The following is a 24,138-nucleotide window of genomic DNA, read 5'->3' as shown; positions in this document are numbered from 1 at the left end:
TTTGTACAATCGGCGCATGTGTGGCCGTTACGCGCTCTACGGTCCCCGCTCCCGGTCGCGGGCGGAGGCCGAATACTTCGAGACCATCGCGAATTTCCCCGGAAGCTGGAACGTGGCGCCCGGCCAGGTGCTGCCGATCACGCGTCTTACGCACGGCGAGATCGAGCACGTCACCGCGCGCTGGGGACTCGTGCCCTTCTGGGCGAAGGACGAGAAGATCGGCTACAAGTGCATCAACGCGCGCGCCGAGACGATCGCGACGACTCCCGCGTTCAAGGGCGCGTATCGAACGCGGCGCCGCTGCCTCGTGCCGGCGTGCGGATTCTACGAATGGCACAAGCATCCCGCGGGTAAGCAGCCCTACTACATCACGAGCGCGGACGGAACGCTGCTCGCGTTCGCGGGCCTGTGGGACGACTGGAAGAAGCCCGACGGCGAGCGCCTGACGACCTTCACCGTGCTCACGTGCGCGCCGAACGATCTCATGCGCCCGCTGCACGACCGCATGCCGGTGATCCTCAGACACGAGGACTATCGCACGTGGCTCGAAGCGCCCGACCCTCAGGAGCTGCTGGTTCCCTGCCCCGACGAGATGCTCACCTACTTCCCGGTCTCATCCAGAGTGAACAGCCCCAAGAACGACGCGCCGGATCTGATAGCACCGGCCCGCTAACGCGATAAAGCGTTATCGACCGCCAAGGACGCAAAGGACGCAAAGGTAAAAGCGGTCAAAAAAATGGATTCCCGCTTTCGCGGGAATGACGATCACAGTTCCGCACGCGTTTGTTCTTGTCGTTCTTGTCTTCCTTGGCGTTCTTGTCTTCCTTGGCGTCCTTTGCGTCCTTGGCGGTTAAAGAGCCTTGTTGCTTTCAATCGGCTTTGATGCCCGCCTCCCGTATCACCTTGCCCCATCGGCCGATGTCGGTCTTCACCTGCGCCGCGAACTGCTCCGGCGTGTTGCCGACGATGTCGAAGCCGAGGGCGATCATGCGCTCGCGCACGTCGGGCGCCGCGAGCGCTTTCATGACGTGCTCGTGCAGCTTCGCGGTGATCGCGCGCGGCGTTCCGGCGCGCGCGAAGAGTCCCTGGAACGTATCGCCGGTCATCGCCGGGTAGCCGAGCTCGCCCATCGCGGGGACGTCCGGCAGCGCCGACATGCGCTTCTCGGCCGTGACCGCAAGGCCTCTCAACTGCCCCGCTTTCACCTGCTGCGCGAAGCTCGGCACCGACGCGAAGCCGATCGGCACCTGCCCGCCGAGCAGCGACTGCACCTGCGGGCCCGCGCCGCCGTACGGCACGTGCTTCAGGTCGAGCTTGAACGCCATGCGGAACATCTCGCCGGAGAGGTGCGGCGTCGTTCCCGCACCGGGCGAAGAATAGTTGTGCTTGCCCGGCTGCGAGCGCACGAGCTCGATCAATTCCTTCACGCTCTTCACCAGCAGCGACGGCGTGACCGCGAGCATGTTGGGCGAGCTGCCGAGGCACGTGAGCGGATAGAAATCCTTGTACGGGTCGTACGGGATCTTCGAATAGAGCGTGGGGTTCACCGTGAACGCCGAGCTCGCGACGAGCAGCGTGTAGCCGTCGGGGGGAGATTTCGCCGCGATGCCGATGCCGATGTTCGCCCCCGCGCCCGGGCGATTGTCGACGATCACCGGCTGCCCCAGGCTGTCTGCGAGCTTCTGACCGACGAGCCGTGCGATCACGTCCGATCCGCCCGCGGCCGCGAAAGGCACGATGATGCGCAACGGGTGCGTCGGATACTGCTGGGCGACTGCGCCCGACGAAAGCGCGCATGCGGCCAGCGCGGCCATGCCGTACCGTGATGCCATTTACATCTCCTCCTTCGTCGTTGTGTGTGTCGCAGATTACACGGAATAACGTGCTGTCTTCAGGTGTGCGGACGCCTCGTGCGCTCGGCTAGGAAGCCCGCGATGCTTGCAGTAACCTGACGGTCCGCCCACACAAGGAGGGAACGACGATGCAAAGCAAGAAGATGAAGATTGCATTGGCTGTCGCCGCAGTCACCGTCGGAAGCTGCGCGCTGTTCGAGCCCAAGAATCCGATGACCTTCTTCGTGACGAGCACCGGCTCCGGCCAGGGCGCCAATCTCGGCGGCCTCTCCGGCGCCGACGCGTTGTGCGAGCAGCGCGCAGCCTCCGTCGACGCTGCCGGCCCGGGGCGCACTTGGCGCGCTTATCTCAGCGGCAGCGGCTCGGGCGCGGTCAATGCGCGCGACCGCATCGGCAGCGGTCCGTGGCGGAACGCGAAAGGCGTGGTCGTCGCGACGAGCGTCGCGGACCTGCACAGCGCGAACAACAAGCTCTCGAAGCAGAACTCGGTCAGCGAAAAAGGCGAGGTGATCTCCGGACGCGGCGACCCGGTCAACAGGCACGACGTATTGACGGGCTCTTCACCCGACGGCCGTGCGCTGCCGGGCGACGCGACGTGCAACAACTGGACGAGCGCCGGATCGGGCTCGGCGATGGTCGGCCATATCGACCGCATGGGGCTGCGCGACGACGATGCCTCGAAGTCGTGGAACTCGTCGCATCCGACGAAAGGCTGCAGCCAGGACAACCTCAAATCGACCGGCGGCGACGGTCTCATCTATTGCTTCGCCTCGAAGTAACGGACGAGACTGCCTGACCGCCCACGGCCGGCGACCTCGTCGCCGGCCGTTCTTCATCCCAGGCTCGTATAGAACGAAACGTCCTGCTCGTTCACCCAGTCCGCATCGCCGACGCCGCTCAACACCTTGCGCTGGGTCATCACCTTGAAACCGTTTCCGGTCGCGCCGTGCACGAACGGATCAGTCTTGCGATACGCGCCCCCGATCGCGGTGTACTTCACGCAGCAGTTCATCATATGGCCGAGGACCACGACGTGGGTCACGCCGGCCGTGGCGAGATCCGCCTTGAGCGTCGTGCCCTCGAAGGCGTTGAAACGCTGCTTGGTGATCACCGGCGTCGAAGGCGGGATCAGGCCTTTCAGCCGCGTCGCGGTCGGCGACTTGCCGACGATGCCGTGCTGGCTGAGCTCGATGCGCCAGAAGCGGCAGCCGATGCTGTTCGCGAACGCGAGCAGCTGCTGCTGGTAACGCACCAGGTCCGGCACCTGCTCGTCGGGTACCGGTTTGGGCGGCTCGGGCTGATCGATGATGAGCACCGCGATCTTCTTCGGCGCGATCGATTGCATCGCGCCGCACAGACTGCCGGCCTTCAGCGTCATGACGCCTCCTTTCGCAGGCTACGAGCCCGGAACGATACCCGGCTCGAGGCTCCTGCAATGATCCGACACGTCCCCCGGCGTGCACTTCCACACCCGATCGGCGAACCTGCTCGAGAAGCAGTGCTGGAGCGCCTTGCGCAACGGCCGCAGGCGGAACGGATAGCCGAAGACGTACGGGTGAATGGAAACGTTGCACACGAGCGGATGGGCCGCGCTCTGCTCGACCATCTCCTCGAACTGGTCGACGAGCATGTCGCAGAACTCGCGGCCGGTATGCTGGCGGTGCACGACCTGCGGTGAGTCGTTGAGCTCCACGGGGTAAGGCACCGACAGGATCGGACCCGCGCGCGTGCGCATCCAGATCGGCTGGTCGTCGTGCGGCCAGTCCATGACGTATTCGTAGCCCGCTTCTTTCAGCAGGTCGGGCGTGGTCGAGTTCTCGTACGCGCCCGCCCCCATCCAGCCCTTGGGCGGCTTGCCTTCGTTGCGCGTAAAGGTCGCGGTGGCATCGACGATCGCGCGGCGCTCGTCGTCTTCCCAGCGGAAGTCGTGGAGGTTCTCCGAGTTGGTGCGCCCGTGGCCGACGATCTCGTCGCCGCGCTTGCGCAATCGCTCGAAGATCTGCGGCGCGTAATCGTAGAGCAGGCTGTTGGTGTTGTGCGCGAGCGGCATGCGAAGCTCGTCGGCGAGGTCGAACAATCGCCAGATGCCGACGCGATTGCCGTAGTCGCGCCACGAATAGTTGCGCTGGGTCTGCGGCTCGCCGTGCTTCGCGTTGTCGTGCCCGCGGCCCTTGCCGAAGGCGAAGCACTCGATGTTGGTGGTGATGCAGAACGCGAGGCGCTTGCCCTGGGGCCAGCTGTAGTCCCTGCGTTCGATGATGGGCGAGTAGTCGTAGCGCCCGTGCTGGGGCAGCTTCATTCGAGGGCTCCGGTGTTATGCCGGTGAGACCATAACACGGGGGCAAGTCAAAATGGATTCCCGCCTTCGCGGGAATGACGGCCTCGCGGGGACGCCGTCCTGGCTAGGTCGTCATTCCCGAACCGCGGCAGCGGGAGCTATCGGGAATCCATCTTTTGTTCTTACACCTCAGGCTTCGCGCCCGACGCCTTGATGATCTTCCCCATCTTCTGGATCTCGGAGATCATGTACTTGCGGAACGCTTCGGGCGTGCCGCCGTTCGCTTCGAGACCGGCCTTGAAGAGAATGTCCTTCGCCGGCCCCTTCAGGGCCTTGTTGAGCGCGTCGTTGAGCTTGGCGACGATGTCCTTCGACACCTTGGCCTGCGTGTGCAGGCCGTACCAGGTGTCGAACTCGTAGCCGGGCACCCCCGACTCGTTGAGCGTCGGCAGCTCGGGCAGGAACACCGAGCGCTTCGCGCCGGTGCTGGCGAGCGCGACCAGGCGCTTGCCCTTGATGAACGGGATCGTGCCCGGCAGCGCCGAGATCATCACGTTCACCTGCCCGCCCGCGAGGTCGGTCAGCGCCGGCCCCGTGCCCTTGTAGGGAATGTGCGTCAGGCTGGTGCCCGTCGAGAGCTTGAAGTACTCCATCGCAAGGTGCGACGTTCCGCCCGCGCCGGTGCTCGCGTAATTGAGCGAGCCGGGTTTGGCCTTGGCGAGCGCGATCAGGTCCTTGGTCGAGCGCGCTGAGACACTGGGATGCACGACCAGCGTGTTGGTCGTCGTGCCCACGAGGATGATCTGCGCGAAATCGCGCTCGGCGTCGTACGGAAGCTTCGGATAGAGCGTCTCGTTGATCGCGATCGCGTTGTGCGTGACGAGCAGGGTGTAGCCGTCGGGCTGGGCTTTCGCGGCGATGTCGGTGCCGATGGTGCTGCCCGCGCCGGCGCGGTTGTCGACGATGCCGGTCTGGCCGAACGTCTGATGGATCTGCTCGGCGACGATGCGCGCGACGATGTCGTTACCGCCGCCGGGCGAGAACGGCACGACGATGCGCACCGGGTGGTCGGGATATTTCTGGGCCTGCGCGTACACGTGCGGCGCCGCCGCGGCGAGCGCCGCCGCGAGCAAAGAGGTCTGAAGTTTCATGCTGATGCCACTCCTGAAGGACTGCGGGGAAACGCTGAAGGGCGCGGGAGCGCTGTAACATGGGCTGCCGCGAAGCCGCGGATATTACCAAAGAGGGAGCGCGCGCGACATGTCCTCGTCCGAAGCGGCAAGTTCTGTTCCCGCGGCAGCGGCCCGGCGCAGCTGGGCGGTCGCCGCGCTGGTGCTGGTGATGCTCGCCGGGCTGCCGGTGGCGGTCTGGCTCGACCTGCGCAACATCTCCGAAGCGGTGCTCTCGCGCCAGGCGAACGACATCCACAACATGCTGAAGAGCTTCCGCGAGTACTACGCGAGCCACGTCGTCGACCGCGTGATCTCGGCGCCGGGCGTCATGACCCAGGTCGTCCACGACTACGACACCATCGCCGGCGCGATCCCCAATCCCGCCACGCTGTCGATGGAGCTCGGACAGATGGTGAGCGCGCGCAGCCCCAACATCGTCTACCGCTTCGCCTCCGACCTGCCGTTCAGGAGCCGCGCGCCGCACCAGCTCGACGACCTGGAGAAGATGTCGCTCGCGATGCTGCGGCAGGACCCGCGGCGCTACGTCACCCGCATGTCGAAGTCGGTGCTGACCGACAGCGTGCGCGTCGTGTCGCCGGTCATCATGGAGAGCGCGTGCGTGAGCTGTCACAACGCACACCCGCTCTCGCCCAAGCACGACTGGCGCGTCGGCGACGTGCGCGGTTTCGAGTCGGTGAGCATCACCCAGCCGCTCGTCGCCAACATGTACGCGTTCAAGTATCTCTTCATGTATTTCGTGTTCACCGCCGCGGTCGGCATCGGCTTCATCGTGCTCCAGCGCCGCCAGGCGAGAGAGCTGCGCTCGATGAACGAGGAGCTCGGCAGGACCAACGACTTCCTGCACGCGATCTCGACCAAGCTCTCGCGCTATCTCTCGCCGCAGATCTACAAGAGCATCTTCAGCGGCGAGAAGGACGTCGTCGTGCACACCGAGAGGAAGAAGCTCACGATCTTCTTCTCCGACCTGAAGGACTTCACGTCGACGACCGAGCGGCTCCAGCCCGAGGAGCTGACGCGGCTCCTGAACGAGTACTTCACCGAGATGTCGGCGATCGCGCTCGCCCACGGCGGGACGATCGACAAGTTCGTCGGCGACGCGATGCTCATCTTCTTCGGCGATCCCGAGAGCAGGGGCGTCGCGGAGGATGCAAAGGCCTGCGTGCGCATGGCGCTCGAGATGCAGCAGCGCATGGCCGCGCTCAACGTGAAATGGCGGCAGGAAGGCGTCGAGCGTCCTTTCCGGGTGCGCATGGGGATCAACACCGGCTACTGCGACGTCGGCAACTTCGGCTCTGCTACGCGCATGGACTACACGATCATCGGCGACGAGGCGAACTTGGCTGCGCGGCTGCAGGGCATCGCCGACGTCGAGCGCATCGTCATCAGCTACGAGACTTACGCGCTGGTGCAGGACGTCGTGAGCGCGACGGCGCTTCCGCCGGTGACGCTCAAAGGCATCGGCCGCGAGGTCGTGCCGTACGTCGTCGAAGGCGTGCGCTCGCGCGCCGACGAGGCGAAGGTGGTGAGCGGGCAGACGGCCGGCCTCACGCTCTATCTCGATCCGAGCAAGGTCGACGGCGACGCGAAAGGCCGGGTGCGCGAGCTGTTGACGCGCGCGCTCGAAGCGCTCGAGAAACCGCCGCTCGCCGATCAGGCGCGGTAGCGCTCGACCGCCTTCCAGTCGATGTCGAGGCCGAAGCCCGGCTTGTCCTTGAGGTGGATGTAGCCGTCGCGGAAGTCCACCCGCTCGCGGAAGACGTGGTGCGGCAGCGGATCGCGCGTGCTCGAGCCGTGTGATTCCACGCAGTAACCCACTTCCGGCAAGGCGAGCACGAGATGGGCGTGGATCTCCGGCGAATGGTGCGGCACCACGAACACGCCGTGCTGCTCGCACATCTGCGCGATGCGCACCGACTCGGTGAAGCCCGCCGCGCGCGTCGAATCGAACTGCAGGTACTTGATCGCGCCGCACTCGACGAAGTCGCGCACCGTGAAGCGGTGCATCTCGCGCTCGCCGTGCGAGAGCGGGATGCGCGTCTCGCGCGCCAGCGCGACGTAATCGGGCGGCTGGAGGTACCAGTGCAGCGGCTCTTCCAGCCAGAAGACGTCGTGCGGCTCGACGCCGCGGGCGAAGCGGATACAGTCGTTGAGCCCGTACGCCGCGTTCATGTCCAGCATGAGCTGGATGTCGGGGCCGATCGCCTTGCGCACCGCCGCGACCCGCGCGATCTCGTCTTCCACCGAGAAGCCGCCGGTCTTGAGCTTGACCGCGCGATAGCCTTTCGCGACAAACGCCGCCATCTCATCGGCGGCGCTTGTCACCGTCGCATTGCGGGGATAGTAGCCGCCGGTCGAGTACGTGTAGACCGGCCGGTTCTGACCGCCGAGGAGCTTGTACACCGGCATGTTCGCGGCCTTGCCTTTCAAGTCCCACAGCGCGATGTCGATGCCGCCGATCGCCGCCATCACCTGCGGCCGCGCCGAGCGCGGCAGCGGCGGCGTGACGCCGTCCTCGCCGAACATCGCGCGCGGCCGCGGCACGGTCAGCGTGAAGAGCTTGTTCCAGACGATCTCGTGCGCGAGCGCGTCGTCGCCGACGATGAGCGCACCGAGCTTCTCCACCCATTCGGCGATCGCCTTCAGCGGCGAGCCGTGGATGATGCCGTAGCCGGTCGATCCGCCCGCCTCGACTTCGACGAGGATGAGGCTGGAATCCTTGAGCGCTTCGTGCGCAGTCCACAGCGACTCTTCGAGCGGGTAGACGAGCGCGTGCGCGCGCACCGCGGTGATCTTCATGTCAGCCCTCCCCGCTCTTGATGCCCGCGGCCCTGATGACCTTCGTCCATTTCGCGATCTCGGTGTTGATGTACTGGGCGAACCACTCGGGCGTGCTCGCCACGGTCTCGTAGCCCTGGTCGGTGAGGCGCGACGCGATCTCGGGCTGCTTGAGCACGCGCGCGAACTCGCTCTGCAGGCGCGCGATCGCCGCGCGCGGCGTGCCCGCCGGCGCGAGCAATCCCTGCCACGCGATCGCCTCGTAACCGGGCAGCGCGGATTCGGCGACGGTGGGAACGTCGGGCACCGCGGAGGAGCGCCGGGCGCTCGTCACCGCGAGCGCGCGGACCTTGCCAGCGCGCAGGTGCGGCAGCACCGGCGGCATGGTCGAGCTCATGATCGGGATGCGTCCGGCGAGCAGATCGATGAGCGCCGGCGGGCTGCCTTTGTACGGGATATGGGTCATATCGATGCCGGCCATCGATTTCAGGAGCTCGCCCGCGAGGTGCTGCGAGCCGCCGGTCCCCGAAGAGCCGAAGTTGAGCTGCCCGGGACGCGCTTTGACGTAGGCGATCAGCTCTTTCATGGTCTTCACCGGCAGCGACGGCGTGACGATCCAGATGTTCGGCTGCTGCGACAAGAGCGAGATCGGCGCGAAGTCGCGCACGGTGTCGTACGGCAGCTTCGCGTGCATCGCGGGATTGGTGGCGTGCGAAGTCGCGGCCTGGAGCAGCGTATGCCCGTCCGGGTTCGCGCGCGCGACGGCTTCGGCGCCGATCACGCCGGTCGCGCCCGGACGATTGTCGATGACGATCGTCTGGCCGAGGCTGTCGCCGACGCGCTGGGTGAGCGCGCGCGCGAGCGTGTCCGACGACCCGCCCGGCGCCTGCGGGACGATGTAGCGGATGGGGCGATTCGGATAATCCTGAGCCGCGGCGATGCCACTGAGCAGGGCGACACCGGCGACGATCACGTAGCGAAACTGTTTCATGCAGGTCCTGTATTAAAGCCGGAACACGAAGGGCACGGAGGTGCACGGAGGACACGGAGGAGAATCTGTTCGGTCGTTATGCAGCGCGTGTCGTTCTACGCAAGCGTAGGGTGCGTGGTAACGCACCGACCAACGCGCGGTGCGCTGGCGCGCACACTGCGTCCGATGCTTTTTTCCTCCGTGCCCTCCGTGTTCCTCCGTGACCTCCGTGTCAAAGCTTTGCCTTTTTCAAAACGGGAGCTTGGATTCCAGCCCCGTCTCTTTCGCGATGCGCTTCAGATCGGCGAGCGTATCCTCCGGCAGCGACAAACCTTCCGCGCGATTCTTCGTGTCGTTCCGCGCCTCGATCTCGCCGGGGTAGAACACTTCGTCGAAACCCTGCGCGGTCGGCACCGATTTGATCTCCTGCACCCACTGCTCCATGCGCTTGTTGTATTCCTCGAGCGGCTGGAGCTTGGCGATGTCGATCGCGATCATGAAATGTCCGCAGTTGCTCTTCTCCGCGGTCTTGTAGGGACTCGCGACGTGCGACAGGAAACCGCTGCCCGTCAGCACGCCCGACATGAGATCGACCATCGCGGCGATCGCGTAACCCTTGTGCTCCGCCATCGGCAGGATGATGCCGTCGATCGCTTTCTGCGGATCGGTCGTCGGCGCGCCGTCGCTGTCGATCGCCCAGCCCAGCGGTATTGGCTGGTGCCTGTTGCGTGCGAGATAGATCTTGCCGCGCGCCACACCGGTGTTCGCCATGTCGACCACGAACGGCGCGTGCTTGCCCGCGGGCGCCGCGATCGACCACGGGTTGGTGCCGACGATCTTCTTCCGGCCGCCCCACGGCGCCATCGCCGGCCCGCCGTTGGTGGTGAGAAAGCCGACGCAGCCCTCGCGCGCCGCCGTCAGCGTGTAGTACATGCACGTGCCGAAGTGGTTCGAATAACGCACGCCGACGCAGCCGATGCCGTGCGCTTTCGCGCGCTTCACCGCTTCGCGGGTCGCAAGCATGGTGAGCGCGTGGCCGACGCCGTCGTGGCCGTCGATCAGCGCCATCGCGCCCGCGTCGACGACGAATTCGGGTCGGGTCACCGGCTTCATCACGCCGTTGCGCAGCCGATCGAGGTACCAGCCGAGACGCAGCACGCCGTGCGACTGGTGTCCCCACAGATCCGCCTGCACCAGCGTGTCGGCGACGAGCCGCGCGTCGTCCTCGGGCATGCCCTGCGACGCATAGACGGCAGTGGCGAAATCGTTCAATCGTTGCGAATCGACGCGTGGAGTGTCGGCCATGTTCGTCTCGTGGTCGCGTGTACGGAAACCTCCAAGTTTCTCACGCGCGCGAGGCGAGCGCCTATAATCACGAGCTCCTCTGCAAGCAGCGAAATCGTCATGCCACTTCCCGCCATCATGAAAGTCGTCGAGATCAGCGCGCCCGGCGCGCCCGACGTGTTGAAGCCCGCCGAGCGGCCCTTGCCGCAGCCGAAGGAAGGCGAAGTGCTCGTGAAGGTCGCCGCCGCGGGCGTCAACGGTCCCGATCTCATGCAGCGCAAAGGCCTCTACCCCGCGCCGCCCGGCGCTTCGGATCTGCCGGGCCTGGAGATCTCGGGCGAGATCGTGGCGATCGGCGCCGGCGTCGCCCGCTGGAAGGAAGGCGACCTCGTCTGCGCGCTCACCAACGGCGGCGGTTACGCGGAATATTGCGTCGCCGACGCGCAGCAGTGCCTGCCGATACCGAAAGGCGTGGACATCGTCGACGCGGCCGGGTTGCCCGAGACGTTCTTCACCGTGTGGAGCAACGTCTTCATCGGCGCCGGCCTGAAAGCCGGCGAGACCTTCCTCGTCCACGGCGGCGCCGGCGGCATCGGCACCACGTGCATACAGCTCGGCAAGGCGTTCGGCGCGAAAGTGATCGCGACCGACAGCCCCGAAGCGCGCTGCCAGATCTGCCGCGATCTCGGCGCCGACCGCGTCATCGATTACGCGACGGAAGATTTCGTCGAAGCGGTGCGCGCCGAAGGCGGGGCGAACGTGATCCTCGACATCGTCGGCGGCGCGAACATCGAGAAGAACTTCAAGGCCGCGAGCCACGACGCGCGCATCATCCAGCTCGCATTCGGCGCAGGCTCGAAAGTCGACATCAACCTGATGCCGGTGATGCTGAAGCGCCTCACTTACACCGGCTCCACGCTGCGCACGCGTCCGCCCAAGTTCAAGGCGAGAATCGCCGCCGAGCTCGAGCACGACGTGTGGCCGCATTTCGAGGACCGCCGCATCCGTGCGGTGACGAACACGACGTTTCCTTTAGCGGAAGCCGCCAAGGCGCATGCGATGATGGAAAAGGCGGGGCACGTGGGGAAGATACTGCTCGTGACAGGGTGACGAAAAACGGTGACAAGAAGCGGTGACGAAAGGCGGTGACGAAAACCGGTTCACGTCACCGGTTTATGTCACCGCCTTCGTCCGACCCGGGCAGCGTATCCGGCGGCTTTCTGCGCAGCAGCGACAGGTCCTCGCGGTCGGCGATCGCGCGAGCGTGGTTGATGTTCTTCTCGAGCTCGGTGAAGTAGAGGTTCTCGCCGCCGAAGTGTCTCTCGACGAAGTCGCAGTAACCGCCGAGGTCGACTTCGAGGCGCTTCCGCGCGCTCTGGTAGAAGCGCGGCGTCTGGTAGATGAGGTGCGCGGCGGATTCGAAGAGGACGCGCTCATCGCCTTCGGGCGTCTTCTGGCGGTCGATGCCGCCGCTGACGAACTCGGGATAGAGACGCTCGTGGCACTTCTCGAGATAACAGCGGTCGGCCATCTGCGCCAGGATATCGGCGCTGCCGAGCAGGTTGCCGATCAGCCTGAACTGCGGCTCGACGCGGATGTCGGCGACGGGAATCTCGTAACCGGTGAAGTGCAGCGTCCCCGCGGCCGACGGCGCAAGATCGCCGAGACCGACCTTGGCGAGGTAATGCTCGAGAAAGCGCCCGCCGCGCGACACGTGGGTCTTGGTGTATTCCGCCCCGTTGACGTGGCGGGTGTCCTTGCGGTGCCGGATATAACCGCAGTCGTGGTACAGCGCGGTCATGATGCCGAAGCGGAAGAGCCGCTCGGTCAGCACGTCGGAATTGGTCGCGCGCGCGCAGCCGTCCATCAGCCGGGCCATCGCGAGGGTGACGTCGAGGACGTGCTGGATGTCGTGATACGACGTGTCGCAGGGACGGTAACCGGGATATTCGCCGTTGTACAGGCGGGTTACGTCCTCGAACGCCTGAACGAGGTTGCCCGGATCGGGTACCTGGTAGAGGTCCTGGTAGATCCGGAATACTTCACCTGAAACTGCGTCGGGAAGGGTGGTGTTGACGCGGTCGGTGACGTCGTACTCGTTGCGCCTGTACGCGCCGGTCGGCATCGAGCGCCTGCATTCTGGTTGACGTCATGCAGTTTAACATACGGCTAAACTGCGCTAGTTCATCTTGCAAAGCTTCGGTTCGTCAGTCACTTGCAATGCCCTTCTCAGCCGCCTGAGTCGTCAATTTGTGCCGCTTGCCGGCCCGGCGCGCGCGGTCGGCCGCCCACCCAGGCCCGACGGGCGGCGATACCTGCCCCGGTTTCTCTGCTCCGATTCGCAAGCAGTTGATGGAAAAGCAGTAAACTGCGGCAAATCTAAATACAATGACCGCGGCATCGCGACGTCGTAGGAGCGCATGGCGACCCTAGTCCCGCAGACGGTTTTCACCAAGACGGCGAAGGGGATCCTCGAGATCCGGAACAAGTCGACCCGCCTTCCCCGCGATCTTGCCCAGGTCCTCGAATTCGTCGACGGCACCGCGAGCATCGCCGATCTCCAGGCTCGATCGAGCCTGCCTCAACCCCAGTTCCACAACGCGCTGAACACACTGGCCGGCGACGGCTACATCAAGGCCGTGGCCTCGTCGGCGAACGCGCACCCAGCGGTCGATCCGAGCGCGGTGCAGTTCGATTCGCCGGCCGTCGATGCGAAGCTCAGCATGGAGATCGCCACTCATGCGCTGGCGAGCGCCGAGGCCGCGAAAGTCGCACAGCAGGAAGGCCACGCGGCGCTCGAATCGCGCCTGCGCGCCGAGGCGGAGGCGCGCGCCCGCGCGCTCGCCGAAACGCGCTTGAACGCCGAAGCCGAGGCGCGCGCCACCGCCGAAGCAGCTGCGCGCGCGGCCCAGCACGCGCGCGACCACGCGGAACAGGTCGCGGCAGCCGCGAGCGATCCGGCGGCGAAAGCACAGGCGCAGACCGAAGCGCGTACCGCGGCCACCGCGGCGCTGCGCGCGCGCGCCGAAGCGCAGTCGCACGCCGAGGCCGAAGAACGCGCCCGCGCCGTCGTCGAGGAGAAGAAAGCCGCCGAGCAGCGCGAGCGCGAAGAAGCGCAGAAGCACGCCGAAGCCGAGCGCCGCGCGCAGGAGCGCGCCGGCGCCGAGCAGCGCGCGCGCGATGCGCTGCAAGCGCAGCTCGACGCGAGCGCGGCCGCACGCGGCCACGACGATCCCGAAACCCGCGCGCTTCTGCACCAGCGCGAGGCGGCCGCCGAGCGCGCGCGCGAGGATGCCGAGCTCGTCGCGCAATCGCAGGGCGTCGCGGCGCCGGAGGCCACCGAGAATCTCCACTTCGACGATCTCGCGCAAAAGCTGACGGCGCGCGTCAACGCCGAGCGCCGCGCACGCGAGGAAGCGAGCCGCAGGACGACCGTCGCGCCGGCGGCGACGGCCGCCGGCCCGGCCGCGCCCGCCCCGGCAGCAGGCGACGTCGGCCGCGACGGCTTTCCGCCGCTCGAGTTCGTGCCCGGCAACGCGCACGCCGAGCCCGAGGCCGAGCCGGCCGCGGCGGCGGCCGAGGCGCACGATCTGCCGTCGATCGACATGCGGGCCGGCAGCGGCCGCGGCGACATCCGCCACACCACGCCCGAGCACGTGCCGAGCGCGCTCGAGCGCGCCATGATGGAAAGGCAGGCGCGCACCGAAACCGAGGCGCGCAGCGACGACGGCGCCGCGGCGGCGCCCGCGCCAGGCCCGGCGCCGACAGCCGCCTCTTCCTCCGCCGCCGCGCCGCGCTCGATGATCACCCGCAGCGGCGGCACTGCAACCATCCGCGCCGCGCCGCCGAGCTTCGAGGCGAAGCGCGAACTCGCCCCTCACGAGGAAACCGCGGCCGAGGAAAAGGTCGAGCCGACCCTCGAAGAGGACGAGCCCGCCGTGGAACGCCTCAACGTCGACCGCAGCGCGCACGACGTCCTCGCGCAGAACGCCGAGGAGCAGCGCAAGCGCGAAGCCGAGGCGCTCAGCCGCCAGGCGGCGGACATGCGCCGCCAGCGGCAGCAGGAAGAGGTGCGGCGCGCAGCGTACGCAGAACGCGAACGCAAGCGCCGCGCTCTGGGGCGCGGCGTCACGATCGCCGCGATCGGCATCCCGGTCGCGGTCGTCGCGTGGCTGCAGTTCGTCCCGCTCAACGGCTATGTGCCCGACGTGCAGCAGGCGCTGAGCGCGCGCCTGAACCAGCCGAGCACGGTCTCGACGGTCCGCTACGTGCTGCTGCCCACACCGCGCATCGTGCTCGAAGGCGTGCGCATCGGATCGGCGCAGGCGGTGCATATCGAGCGCATCGACGCGCACGCGTGGCCGACATCGCTCTTCACCGGCCCGCACGACTTCTCCGCCGTCGACGCGCGGGGCGTCACGCTCGACCCCGGCATCCTGGCGACGATTCCGGCGTGGACCGGCGGGCGCAGCGCGAACACCGTCCATGTCGAAAAGCTCCGGCTGTACGACGTCAAGCTCGGCCTGGCCGACCGCAAGACCGAAAGCGTCAACGGCGAGGTCGCTTTCGCGCCCAACGGAACGGTCAAGGACGCGGTGTTCGACAGCGACAAGATCCGCCTGGAGCTGATTCCGCTGCAAACCGGCGTGCGCGTGGCGCTCAACGCGCGCGACTGGCGCGCCCCTTTCGGGCCGGCGGCGCCGTTCAGCTATCTCACGCTCGAAGGCATCGCCGACAAGGACCGTTTCGCCACGACGCAGCTCTCCGGCCGCGTCGGCGGCGGGCTGGTCGAAGGCACGTTCGCGGCGCGCTGGGACGGCCCGACCACCGTCGGCGGCGAGCTGACGATCAAAGGCACGCGCATCGAGGAAGTGCTGCCGCAGCTCGCGCCCGGATTTCGCGCGAAAGGCCTGCTCAACGCCAACCTGCGTTACGCGATGCAGGCCGACACCGCGAGTGGGCTCATGGAGAAAGCGACGGTCGAAGGCACGTTCGCGCTCGCGCGCGGTGAGATCGGCGGGGTCGACCTCGCGCGCCTGGTCCAGCTTCCCGGGACGCCCGCCGGCGGGCGCACCGCGTTCGACGAGATCAAAGGCTCGGTGCAGATGAGCGGCAATCGGTACAGCTACCGCAACGTCCAGCTCACCTCCGGTCCGCTCGAAGCGACGGGCCACATCGACGTGGCCGGGGGACAGTTGAGCGGGCGCGTGGACGCGCAGATGACGTCGCGCTCCGCGATCGTCGCGCGGTCGATCTTCGCGGTACGGGGTACGGTAAAAGAGCCTCAGCTGTCACGCTGACAGATCTACAGCGCTGGTCGGTGCGGCTGAAGCCGCACCTCCCCGCGCAAAGGCGCGCTGATGCGCCTGCCGGCGCTACCTGTTATGCGTTTTGCAATGCCGCGATGCGCTCTTCGAGCGGCGGGTGCGACATGAAGAGACGCTTCAGGCCGTAGCCCGTGCTGTCGGATATTCCGAACGCCTTGACCTGGTCCGGCAACTGCGCCGGCTGATCGTGGTTGAGCTGGAGCCGCTGGAGCGCCGCGATCATCTTGTTGCGGCCCTCGAGACGCGCGCTTCCCGCGTCGGCGCGGAACTCGCGCCAACGGCTGAACCACATCACGATCATGCTCGCGAGCACGCCCAGCACGAGTTGCGCGACGATGGACGTGATGAAGAACGCGGGGCCGTGGCCGCGCTCGACCTTGAACACCACGCGATCGACGACGTAGCCGATCACGCGCGACAGGAAGATGACGAACGTGTTCACCACGCCCTGCACGAGCGCCAGCGTCACCATGTCGCCGTTCGCGATATGGCTCACCTCGTGCGCGAGCACCGCCTCGGCCTCGTCCTGGCTCATGTTGTTGAGCAGGCCCGTGCTCACCGCGACGAGCGAGGCGTTCTTGTTCCAGCCGGTCGCGAAAGCGTTGATCTCGGGCGCGTCGTAGATGGCGACCTCGGGCATGCCGATGCCGGCCTGCGCCGCCTGACGCTGCACGGTGCTCACCAGCCATTGTTCGGTGGAATTGGACGGCGTCTCGATCACGTGCGCGCCGGTACCCATCTTCGCCGTCCACTTGGACATGAGCAGCGAGATGAAGGAACCGCCGAAGCCGATCACGCCGGCCATGACGAGCAGCGCGTTGTAGTTCAGACCCGTGCCCTGGGCGTCGAGGATGCGGTCGACGCCGAGCAGTCGCAGCGTGATGCTGAGGACCAGCAATACCGCGATGTTCGTCACCAGGAACAGGAAGATGCGTTTCATGCGTTGTTTTCCTCGTAGGAAATCGCGCCTGGATGGCGCTACGCTTAGATTGAGGCGGCGGCCCTACAGTTCAAGCCGGCGCAAGTATGACGCCCCCGACGCCCTCCCTCGATTGCATTTCGGAATGACCCGACGACTAAACACTTAAAACTAAACACTAAACACTGGGTTTCACGTGCAGCCAGAACGTCACCGGCCCGTCGTTGGTGAGGCTCACTTGCATGTCGGCGCCGAAGCGCCCGGTCGCCACGTCCGGGTGCGACTCGCGCGCCCGCCGGACAAGATAATCGAAGAGGCGCGCGCCGTCTTCGGGCGCCGCCGCCGTCGAGAAACCCGGCCGGGTGCCTTTCCGGGTATCCGCGGCCAGCGTAAATTGAGGCACGAGCAGCAATCCGCCCTCGACATCGCGCAAGGAGAGGTTCATCTTCCCGTCGCTGTCGGCGAACACGCGGTAGGAAAGAAGACGTTCGAGCAGCCGGTCCGCTTCGCGCTCCTCGTCTCCCCGCTCTACCCCGACCAGTACCAGGAGACCTTGGCCGATCTCGCCGATGCAGGCGCCGTGGACGACGACTTCCGCATGGCTGGCTCGTTGAAGGAGTCCTATCATCGGCGCCCGATACGCACTGTAGCGGTGCAATCCCCCACAATTGCCCCCCGTTCGATGGAACTTGTTTTCAAATTGTCAGAATTTCCATTACCATGCCTCGCGAGGGATGGTAAATATGAAGCGCAACGCGTTCAATCTGAACGGTTTTAGTTCATCCGCCCCATGAAGAACAGCCTCATATTCGATCCGACGCTGTCGGCCGAAGAGCTGCGCGGATTCTCCCGCACCGTCGCCGAGATCGAATGGCTGACGGTGATCCTGGTCCTGCTGTACCAGGTCGTATTCTCCCCCGGACCTGAAGCCTCCTCCGCGCTCGCGCTCGGCACGCTCGTGTTCGGCGGTTTCGTGCTGTCCTTCCACTACCTGAATTTCTACCGCAACGAATCGAACTGGAAGATCGCGATCGAGACGTGGGTGATGCTCGGGTTCATCACGTACGTGCTCACGCATACCGGCCGGCTCGAAAGCCCGCTGGTCAACCTGTACCTCCTCGTCGTGATCACCACCGCGCTCACGCTCGGCAAGGTCGCCACGCTCCTGCAAATGGCGCTCATCGCGGCGTGCTATCTCTGGCTCGCGCCGCCGATCGAATCGACGCAGCCGATCGCGGTATACATCGCCGGGCTCGCCGCGCAGCTCGCGCCGATGCTGCTCGTCGCGTACATCACCACGATGCTCTCCTCGGACATCCGCCGCGCGCTCGTCCACATCAAGGCGTTGTCGGAGACCGACGAGCTCACCGGGGTGCTCAACATGCGCGCGTTCAGCGCGATCGCCGAGCGCATCTCCCGCCAGTCGGCGCGCTACAACCATCCCTACACCGTCGTGATGATCGACTCGGACAGCCTGAAGGCGGTCAACGATCAGTACGGTCATCCCGCCGGCAACCGTTTACTGCAGATGCTCGTGCAATGCGTGCAGGCGCAATTGCGCGAGACCGACATCGTGGCGCGCTACGGCGGCGACGAGTTCGTTTTGCTCCTGCCGGAGACCACGTCGGTGGGCGCGGAAAAGGTGGCGCAGCGCATACGCCAGCGCGTCGAAGCGGGCGTGCTCGCCACGCGCGACAAGCCGGTGAGCAGCACGGTCAGCGTCGGGCTCGCGTCGTATCCCGAGCACGGGGCGGATCTCGAAAGCGTGATGGAACGCGCCGACCAGGCGATGTACACCAGCAAGACCTCCGGCAAGAACCGCGTGACGGTCGCACCGGGACGCGCGTACCGCGCCGCCGCCGGATAAAGATCTACGCCGCTGGTCGGTGCGGCCTGGGCCGCACCTCCCCGCGCAACGGCGCGCTTATGCGCCTGCCGGCGCTACGCGTTATCGCCTGCGGCCGGGCCTGAAGTAAGCGGTATCGTCGTAGAACGCCTCTTCTTCGTTCGCTTTCCACCAGCCCGGAACGCCTAACACCGGCAGCGGCGCGAGATCGCGCGGCGTTGTCAGCACGTCCGCGACGTACTTCGCGGTCGCTCGATCGACGAGTGCGCGGTTTTCGATCACCTCGCGATCGACCGCGAGCGTGATCGCCTGCGCGGTCATGCCGACGTACGGGGCCAGTGCTTTCTCCAGCAGTCCATGGCCGAAGAGATAGACGCGCAGCGCCGTGCGCACGCGGGCGCGCTTCCCGACGAACAGCTCTCTCCAGCGAAACGCGCGCAGCTCGTCGAGGAGATCGGCGTCGCTGGAGACGACGATCGCGCCGCTCTCGTCGAACAGCGTGAGCGCATCGCGGGCGCGGCCGCGCCTGCCGCCCGCCTCGGCTGCGGCGGACTCGGCGTGCCGCGCGTTCAGCGCAGCCTTGGTCGCCGGAAAAACGCACCACACCAGCACGTTCATGAGGTCGTGCCACTCGCCCTCGCGCACCGCGAGCTCCCTGCGCTCGAAGACGCGGCCTTCATACGCAGCGGCGCCGCCCACGCCCGGCCCGACCGCTCTCAGCGCATCGCCGCGGGCGTTGCGCACGCGGTGCTCGGCCAGCAGCGCGTCGAGCGCGCTGCGGCGCGGCCAGTCGGTGGAGCCGCCGAGGCGGCCGGCGCACCGCGCGAACGGCTCGAACATCGCCGAGCGCTCGAAGAATCTCGCGTCCCACTGCATAAGCTAGAATGGCGCCCTTTTCTTCGAGCATAGCGAAGTACGGGCGGTTTGATGGCGGAAAGAATCGATTGCGCCGTGATCGGCGGCGGCGTGGTAGGCCTCGCGGTCGCACGCAAGCTGGCCATGAGCGGACGCGAAGTCGTCGTGCTCGAAGCCGAAGAGCATTTCGGAACCCACACGAGCTCGCGCAACTCCGAAGTGATGCACGCGGGCATCTACTATTCCACCGGCTCGCTCAAGGCGAAGCTGTGCTTCGCGGGCCGCAACCGGCTGTACGAGTACTGCGCCGAGCACGCGGTCAATCACAAGCGCATCGGCAAGGTGATCGTCGCGTGCGACGAGACCGAGCTGCCGGGCCTCGACAAGTATCGCAAGCAGGCCGAGATCAACGGCTGCGACGACCTGCGCATGCTCACGCAGGACGAGCTGGCCGAGATGGAGCCCGCAGTGAAATGCGTCGCGGGCTTTCTGTCGCCGTCGACCGGCATCATCGACGCGCACGGGCTCATGCTCGCCTACCAGGGCGACCTCGAAGCGCACGGCGGCATGATCGCGCTCGCGAGCCCGGTCGTGTCGGGACAGGTCACGGGCGACGGCATCCTGCTCGAAGTCGGCGGCGCCGAGCCGATGTCGCTCCTGTGCAATACCGTCGTCAACTGCGCGGGATTCAACGCGCAGGCGGTCGCGCGCAGCATCAAGGGCATACCCGAAGCCTCGATCCCGCCGACCTATTACGCGATCGGCCACTACTACACCCTCTCGGGCGCGGCGCCGTTCAGCCGCCTCATCTATCCGGTCGCGCGCCAGGACTGGCTCGGGGTGCACGTGACCATCGATCTCGGCGGCCAGGTGAAGTTCGGTCCCGATTTCGCGTGGATAGACCGCATCGATTACAAATTCGACGATTCGCCCCGGCACGAAGCGGCGTTCTATACGGCGATCCGGCGCTACTACCCCGGCCTCAAGGACGGCGCGCTGCAACCGGGCTACACCGGGATCCGTCCCAAGATCCACGGTCCCAAAGAGCCCGCGCCCGATTTCGTCATCCAGGGTCCGCGCGATCACGGCATCGAAGGACTCGTGAACCTGTACGGCATCGAATCGCCGGGGCTCACCTCGTCGCTCGCCATCGGCGACTACGTCGAAGGGCTGCTCAGCGCGCCGTGAACAACGCCGATCTCCTGGTAGCGCTCCTGACGCGCGCCGGGATCAGGCGAGGCTTCGGAGTGCCCAGCGGCAACGTGCTACCGCTGATCGAAGCGATGCGCGTCGGCGGCATCGATTTCGTGCTGACCGCGCACGAAGGCTCCGCGGCTTTCGCGGCGGATGTCACTGCGCGCGTGAGCGGCACGCCCGGTCTGTGCATCGCGACGCTCGGCCCGGGCGCGACCAATCTCACCACCGGCGTCGGCTGCGCCTATCTCGACCGCACGCCGCTGATCGCGATCACCTGCAACCTCAACCAGGCGCAGCTCGGCCGGCGCATCCAGATGTGGATCGACCATGCCGCGCTGTTCAAGCCGATCGTGAAGGCGAGCTTCCGGCTGCGTGCGGGCAGCATCGTCGAGACGGTGAGCGAAGCGCTGCGCATGGCGAGGAGCGAGCCGCACGGGCCGGTGCATCTCGACCTGCCGGAGGACGTCGCGCTCGCCGCCGCGACCGAGCAACTGCCCGACGACATCGCGCCTGCGCCCGCAGCCGACGCGGTCGATCTCCGGGCCGCCGCGGCGCTGCTGCGCCGTGCGCAGCGGCCGTTCGCGGTGATCGGCGCGAGCGCGATGCGCATGCGCGATCCCGCGCTGCTGCGCGCCTTCGTCGAGCGCCACCGCATTCCGTACGCCACGACGACGATGGCCAAAGGCCTGATCGACGAAGACCATCCCTTGTCGATCGGCTGCATCGAGCGCGCGGCGCGCCAGGTCCAACGGCGGTTCGTGCGCGAGCGCGCGGACCTCGTGATCGGCCTCGGCTACGACACGATCGAAGTCGAATACGAAGCGTGGGTCGGCAACGTCCCGGTGCTGCACGTCGACATCGAGCGCGCCGATGTCGACGCATCGGTCCGGCTGGAGGCCGAGGTCGTCGCGCCGCTCGACGCGTCGGTGCGCGCGCTGGCAGCGCTGGCGCCGGCGCGCCACGCCTGGACCGATCAGGAGGTCTCCGCGCATCGCGTGGCGTTCCAGGCCGCGCTGCGCCCGGCGTCGGCGAGCTTCTGCCCGCATCACGCGATCGACGTCGTGCGCCGCGTGCTGCCGCGCGACGGCGTGCTCGCTTTCGACGTCGGGGCGCACACGCACCAGATCGCGAGCCAGTGGACCGCGCACTCGCCGCGTACCTTCCTCATCACCAACGGCTGGTCGTCGATGGGCTTCGGCCTGCCGGCCGCGATCGCCGCGAAGCTCGCGCGCCCGGACCTGCCGGTGGTGTGCATCGTCGGCGACGGCTGCTTCCAGATGACGTGCGGCGAGGTCGCGGTCGCGCAGCGCGAACGATTGGCGATTCCTTTCGTCGTGCTCGACGACGGCTGGCTGAGCCTGATCAAGGTCAAGCAGGAACGGCGGGCGCTCGACCTCTACGGAACGTCACTCGACCGCGAATCGCGGAATCCCCCGGCGCATTACTTCGGCGTCCCTGCCGCCGGTGTGGAAAGCGCCGAGGCGCTGGAGCGCGAGCTGACCGCGGCGCTCGCGGCGGACGGCCCCCGCGTGATCGAAGCGCGCGTCGATGCCGCGCACTACTCGCAGACCGTCTACGACTGACCCTCGAACTTCCGCAGGAAATCGCCCAGCGCCTTCACCCACTCCGGTCGCGTGAAGACGAAGCCCGAGTTGTGGCCGCCGGCGAGATCGACGAAAGCCTTCGGCTCGTTCGCCGCCTCGAAGAGCTTGCGCCCGTGCGCGTACGGAATGATGTCGTCGTCGGGGCTGTGCATGATGAGTATTGGAGACGTGACGTCGCGCAGGCGCTCGAGTGTCGCGTACCTGAACCTGCTGATGAGGCGCACCGGCAGGAAACCGTAGACCTCGGCGCCGAGGTCTGTCGCGGACGTGAACGTCGAGGCGAGCACGAGCGCGCGCGGGCGATGGCGCGCCGCGATCCACGATGCCACACCGCCGCCGAGCGATTCGCCGAAGACGACGATTTGGTTTTCCGGTATGTGGCGCGTCCGGGTGAGCCATCGCCACGCCGCGTCGGCGTCGCGATACGTCCCCTCCTCGCTCGGCTTGCCCGTGCTCCTGCCGTAGCCGCGATAGTCGACGAGCAATGTCGAATACCCGAGCTCACGGAACATCAGCGCGTAGTCGGTGCGCTGCGAGATGTTGCCCGCGTTGCCGTGGAGCAGCAGCACCGCGCCGCGCGGGCTCGTCGCCGGCACCCACCACACGCTGAGCCGCTCGCCGTCTTCGGTGGTGATCGTGAAGTCGTCATACGCGACTCCGCGCGCTGCCGGCGTGGTCGCGATCTCGCGGCCCATCTCCGGATAGTAGATGAGCCGGTCCTGCACCAGCCAGACGAAGCCGACGATCAGCAGGTAGGCGGCGGCGATGCCGATGGCCATTTTGAATAGGGAGCTCAAAAGCGTATTAACCGCCAAGGACGCAAAGGACGCAAAGGAAGATCAACGGCTTTTTTTATTAACCGCGGAGGACGCAGAGGCGCGCAGAGGAAAGACGAATCCGTCATTCGCGACCCGCGGCAGCGGAAGGCATCGGGAATCCATTTTTCCGTGGGCGGCTGAAAATGGATTCCCGCATGCGCGGGAATGACGATTTATTTCAATTCGCTTTTCCTTTGCGTCCTTTGCGTCCTTTGCGGTCGATTCGCTTTTCAATAAACCTCCAGCGGCGGCTCGTCCAGCGCCGCGGCCTGCTCGCGCAGCGCGAGCACCTGGTCCTGCCAGTAGCGCTGGGTGTTGAAGAACGGGAAGCTGCGCGGAAACGCCGGATCGTCCCAGCGCTGCGCGAGCCAGCCCGAGTAGTGGATGAGGCGCAGCGTGCGCAGCGCCTCGATCAGCCACAGCTCCGCCGGATCGAAGTCGCGGAACTGCCGGTACCCTTCCATCACCGCGTTGAGCTGGCGCTGCATCTCGTCGCGGCTTCCCGACAGCCACATCCAAAGGTCCTGCACCGCCGGCCCCATGCGCGCGTCGTCGAGGTCGACGAAGTGCGGTCCGTCGTCGGTCCACAGGATGTTGCCGGCGTGGCAGTCTCCGTGCAGCCTGATCGCACGCGTCGGACCGGCGCGCTCGTACGCACGCTCGACCCGCTCGAGCACGTCCTCGACAACGCTCGCGTAGGTGACCTTCAGGTCGTCGGGAACGAAGCCGTTGTCGAGCACGTAACGCGACGGCGCCCGGCCGAACGTCGCGATGTCGAGCCGCGGCCGATGGGCGAAGGCACGCGTGCCGCCGACCGCGTGGATGCGCGCGATGAAGCGGCCGAGCCAGCGCAGCGTCTCGTCGTCGTCGAGCTCCGGCGTGCGTCCCCCGCGGCGCGGATACAGCGCGAAGCGGAAACCCGCGTGCTCGAAGAGCGTCGAGCCCCGGATCAGGGGTGCGACGACCGGCAGCTCGGCCGCGGCGAGCTCGAGCGCATAGGCGTGCTCCTCGCGGATCGCGGCGTCGGACCAGCGCTGGGGACGGTAGAACTTCGCGACGAGCATCGAGCCGTCGTCGAGCCAGACCTGGTAGACGCGGTTCTCGTAACTGTTGAGGGCGATGAGGCGGCCGTCGCAGCGATGACCCGCCGATTCGATCGCGTCGAGGATGAGCGCGGGGGTCAGTGTGTCGTATACAGGCATGGCGCGAAGCTAACATA

General features: G+C 66.7%; 21 protein-coding genes. 8 read left to right on the top strand and 13 right to left on the bottom strand.

The window, feature by feature from the left end:
• Window positions 1-16 precede the first annotated feature (16 nt).
• Window positions 17-673, top strand: a complete 657-nt coding sequence (locus VHP37_29805) for an SOS response-associated peptidase (protein ID HEX2830570.1) — start codon at window positions 17-19, stop codon at window positions 671-673.
• Between the two features lie 196 nt (window positions 674-869).
• Here the strand turns inward: VHP37_29805 and VHP37_29800 are convergent, their stop codons facing one another.
• Entirely contained in the window at window positions 870-1,832 is a 963-nt protein-coding gene (locus VHP37_29800; protein ID HEX2830569.1) for a tripartite tricarboxylate transporter substrate binding protein, read from the bottom strand.
• Window positions 1,833-1,981: 149 nt separating this feature from the next.
• Here VHP37_29800 and VHP37_29795 point away from each other — a divergent pair, with 149 nt between their 5' ends.
• The gene (locus tag VHP37_29795) at window positions 1,982-2,632 is read left to right on the top strand and encodes a hypothetical protein (GenBank protein HEX2830568.1); all 651 of its coding nucleotides are present in this window, start codon (window positions 1,982-1,984) and stop codon (window positions 2,630-2,632) included.
• A 53-nt stretch (window positions 2,633-2,685) separates the two neighbouring features.
• Here the strand turns inward: VHP37_29795 and VHP37_29790 are convergent, their stop codons facing one another.
• From VHP37_29790 to VHP37_29780, 3 genes are all read right to left on the bottom strand, one after another.
• On the bottom strand, window positions 2,686-3,231 hold the full coding sequence (locus VHP37_29790) for an isochorismatase family protein (GenBank protein HEX2830567.1): 546 nt from the start codon (window positions 3,229-3,231) through the stop codon (window positions 2,686-2,688).
• 18 nt (window positions 3,232-3,249) lie between these two features.
• Window positions 3,250-4,152, bottom strand: a complete 903-nt coding sequence (locus VHP37_29785) for a polysaccharide deacetylase (protein HEX2830566.1) — start codon at window positions 4,150-4,152, stop codon at window positions 3,250-3,252.
• A 161-nt stretch (window positions 4,153-4,313) separates the two neighbouring features.
• Window positions 4,314-5,282, bottom strand: coding sequence for a tripartite tricarboxylate transporter substrate binding protein (locus tag VHP37_29780; protein ID HEX2830565.1), 969 nt, complete (start codon window positions 5,280-5,282; stop codon window positions 4,314-4,316).
• A gap of 109 nt (window positions 5,283-5,391) precedes the next feature.
• Between VHP37_29780 and VHP37_29775 the strand changes: the two genes are divergently transcribed.
• Window positions 5,392-6,987, top strand: a complete 1,596-nt coding sequence (locus tag VHP37_29775; protein ID HEX2830564.1) for an adenylate/guanylate cyclase domain-containing protein — start codon at window positions 5,392-5,394, stop codon at window positions 6,985-6,987.
• Here VHP37_29775 and VHP37_29770 read toward each other — a convergent pair.
• From VHP37_29770 to VHP37_29760, 3 genes are all read right to left on the bottom strand, one after another.
• The gene (locus VHP37_29770) at window positions 6,975-8,120 is read right to left on the bottom strand and encodes a mandelate racemase/muconate lactonizing enzyme family protein (protein ID HEX2830563.1); all 1,146 of its coding nucleotides are present in this window, start codon (window positions 8,118-8,120) and stop codon (window positions 6,975-6,977) included. The two genes, VHP37_29775 and VHP37_29770, sit on opposite strands and share 13 nt — an antisense overlap.
• Window position 8,121: 1 nt before the next feature.
• Window positions 8,122-9,090: a tripartite tricarboxylate transporter substrate binding protein gene (locus tag VHP37_29765; GenBank protein HEX2830562.1), complete on the bottom strand. Its 969-nt coding sequence runs from the start codon at window positions 9,088-9,090 to the stop codon at window positions 8,122-8,124.
• A 228-nt stretch (window positions 9,091-9,318) separates the two neighbouring features.
• Complete coding sequence (locus tag VHP37_29760) at window positions 9,319-10,374, bottom strand: Ldh family oxidoreductase (GenBank protein ID HEX2830561.1); 1,056 nt, start codon at window positions 10,372-10,374, stop codon at window positions 9,319-9,321.
• Between the two features lie 117 nt (window positions 10,375-10,491).
• Between VHP37_29760 and VHP37_29755 the strand changes: the two genes are divergently transcribed.
• Window positions 10,492-11,463 carry an NAD(P)H-quinone oxidoreductase gene (locus tag VHP37_29755; protein ID HEX2830560.1) on the top strand — a complete coding sequence of 324 codons (972 nt, stop codon included), beginning with the start codon at window positions 10,492-10,494 and terminating at the stop codon, window positions 11,461-11,463.
• A 55-nt stretch (window positions 11,464-11,518) separates the two neighbouring features.
• On the opposite strand, the gene VHP37_29750 is transcribed toward VHP37_29755, so the two are convergent.
• A complete protein-coding gene (locus VHP37_29750) occupies window positions 11,519-12,478 on the bottom strand; it encodes a hypothetical protein (GenBank protein ID HEX2830559.1) in 960 nt (319 codons plus the stop codon).
• Window positions 12,479-12,773: 295 nt separating this feature from the next.
• On the opposite strand from VHP37_29750, the gene VHP37_29745 reads away from it, so the two are divergent.
• Window positions 12,774-15,653: an AsmA-like C-terminal region-containing protein gene (locus VHP37_29745; protein HEX2830558.1), complete on the top strand. Its 2,880-nt coding sequence runs from the start codon at window positions 12,774-12,776 to the stop codon at window positions 15,651-15,653.
• An 82-nt stretch (window positions 15,654-15,735) separates the two neighbouring features.
• Here VHP37_29745 and htpX read toward each other — a convergent pair whose 3' ends face one another.
• Together htpX and dtd are read right to left on the bottom strand one after the other, a co-directional pair.
• Window positions 15,736-16,620 carry a protease HtpX gene (gene htpX, locus VHP37_29740; GenBank protein ID HEX2830557.1) on the bottom strand — a complete coding sequence of 295 codons (885 nt, stop codon included), beginning with the start codon at window positions 16,618-16,620 and terminating at the stop codon, window positions 15,736-15,738.
• 157 nt (window positions 16,621-16,777) lie between these two features.
• Entirely contained in the window at window positions 16,778-17,227 is a 450-nt protein-coding gene (gene dtd, locus VHP37_29735; GenBank protein HEX2830556.1) for a D-aminoacyl-tRNA deacylase, read from the bottom strand.
• Between the two features lie 162 nt (window positions 17,228-17,389).
• On the opposite strand from dtd, the gene VHP37_29730 reads away from it, so the two are divergent.
• On the top strand, window positions 17,390-18,466 hold the full coding sequence (locus tag VHP37_29730; GenBank protein ID HEX2830555.1) for a GGDEF domain-containing protein: 1,077 nt from the start codon (window positions 17,390-17,392) through the stop codon (window positions 18,464-18,466).
• 81 nt (window positions 18,467-18,547) lie between these two features.
• Here VHP37_29730 and VHP37_29725 read toward each other — a convergent pair whose 3' ends face one another.
• The gene (locus VHP37_29725) at window positions 18,548-19,285 is read right to left on the bottom strand and encodes a DUF3025 domain-containing protein (protein HEX2830554.1); all 738 of its coding nucleotides are present in this window, start codon (window positions 19,283-19,285) and stop codon (window positions 18,548-18,550) included.
• 87 nt (window positions 19,286-19,372) lie between these two features.
• On the opposite strand from VHP37_29725, the gene VHP37_29720 reads away from it, so the two are divergent.
• Window positions 19,373-20,488, top strand: coding sequence for an NAD(P)/FAD-dependent oxidoreductase (locus tag VHP37_29720; protein ID HEX2830553.1), 1,116 nt, complete (start codon window positions 19,373-19,375; stop codon window positions 20,486-20,488).
• Window positions 20,485-22,080 (top strand): thiamine pyrophosphate-binding protein, encoded by a 1,596-nt coding sequence (locus VHP37_29715; protein HEX2830552.1) that lies wholly within the window; start codon window positions 20,485-20,487, stop codon window positions 22,078-22,080. Before VHP37_29720 ends, VHP37_29715 begins: the two co-directional genes overlap by 4 nt.
• Here the strand turns inward: VHP37_29715 and VHP37_29710 are convergent.
• Both VHP37_29710 and VHP37_29705 read right to left on the bottom strand, forming a co-directional pair.
• Window positions 22,071-22,880, bottom strand: coding sequence for an alpha/beta hydrolase (locus tag VHP37_29710; protein ID HEX2830551.1), 810 nt, complete (start codon window positions 22,878-22,880; stop codon window positions 22,071-22,073). The two genes, VHP37_29715 and VHP37_29710, sit on opposite strands and share 10 nt — an antisense overlap.
• Window positions 22,881-23,149: 269 nt before the next feature.
• Window positions 23,150-24,121: a serine/threonine protein kinase gene (locus VHP37_29705; protein ID HEX2830550.1), complete on the bottom strand. Its 972-nt coding sequence runs from the start codon at window positions 24,119-24,121 to the stop codon at window positions 23,150-23,152.
• Window positions 24,122-24,138 lie beyond the last annotated feature (17 nt).

Source organism: Burkholderiales bacterium (genome assembly GCA_036262035.1).
GTDB lineage: Bacteria > Pseudomonadota > Gammaproteobacteria > Burkholderiales > SG8-41 > JAQGMV01.
The sequence above is the reverse complement of the archived record's forward strand: the minus strand, read 5'-3'. Positions and strand labels throughout refer to the sequence as shown.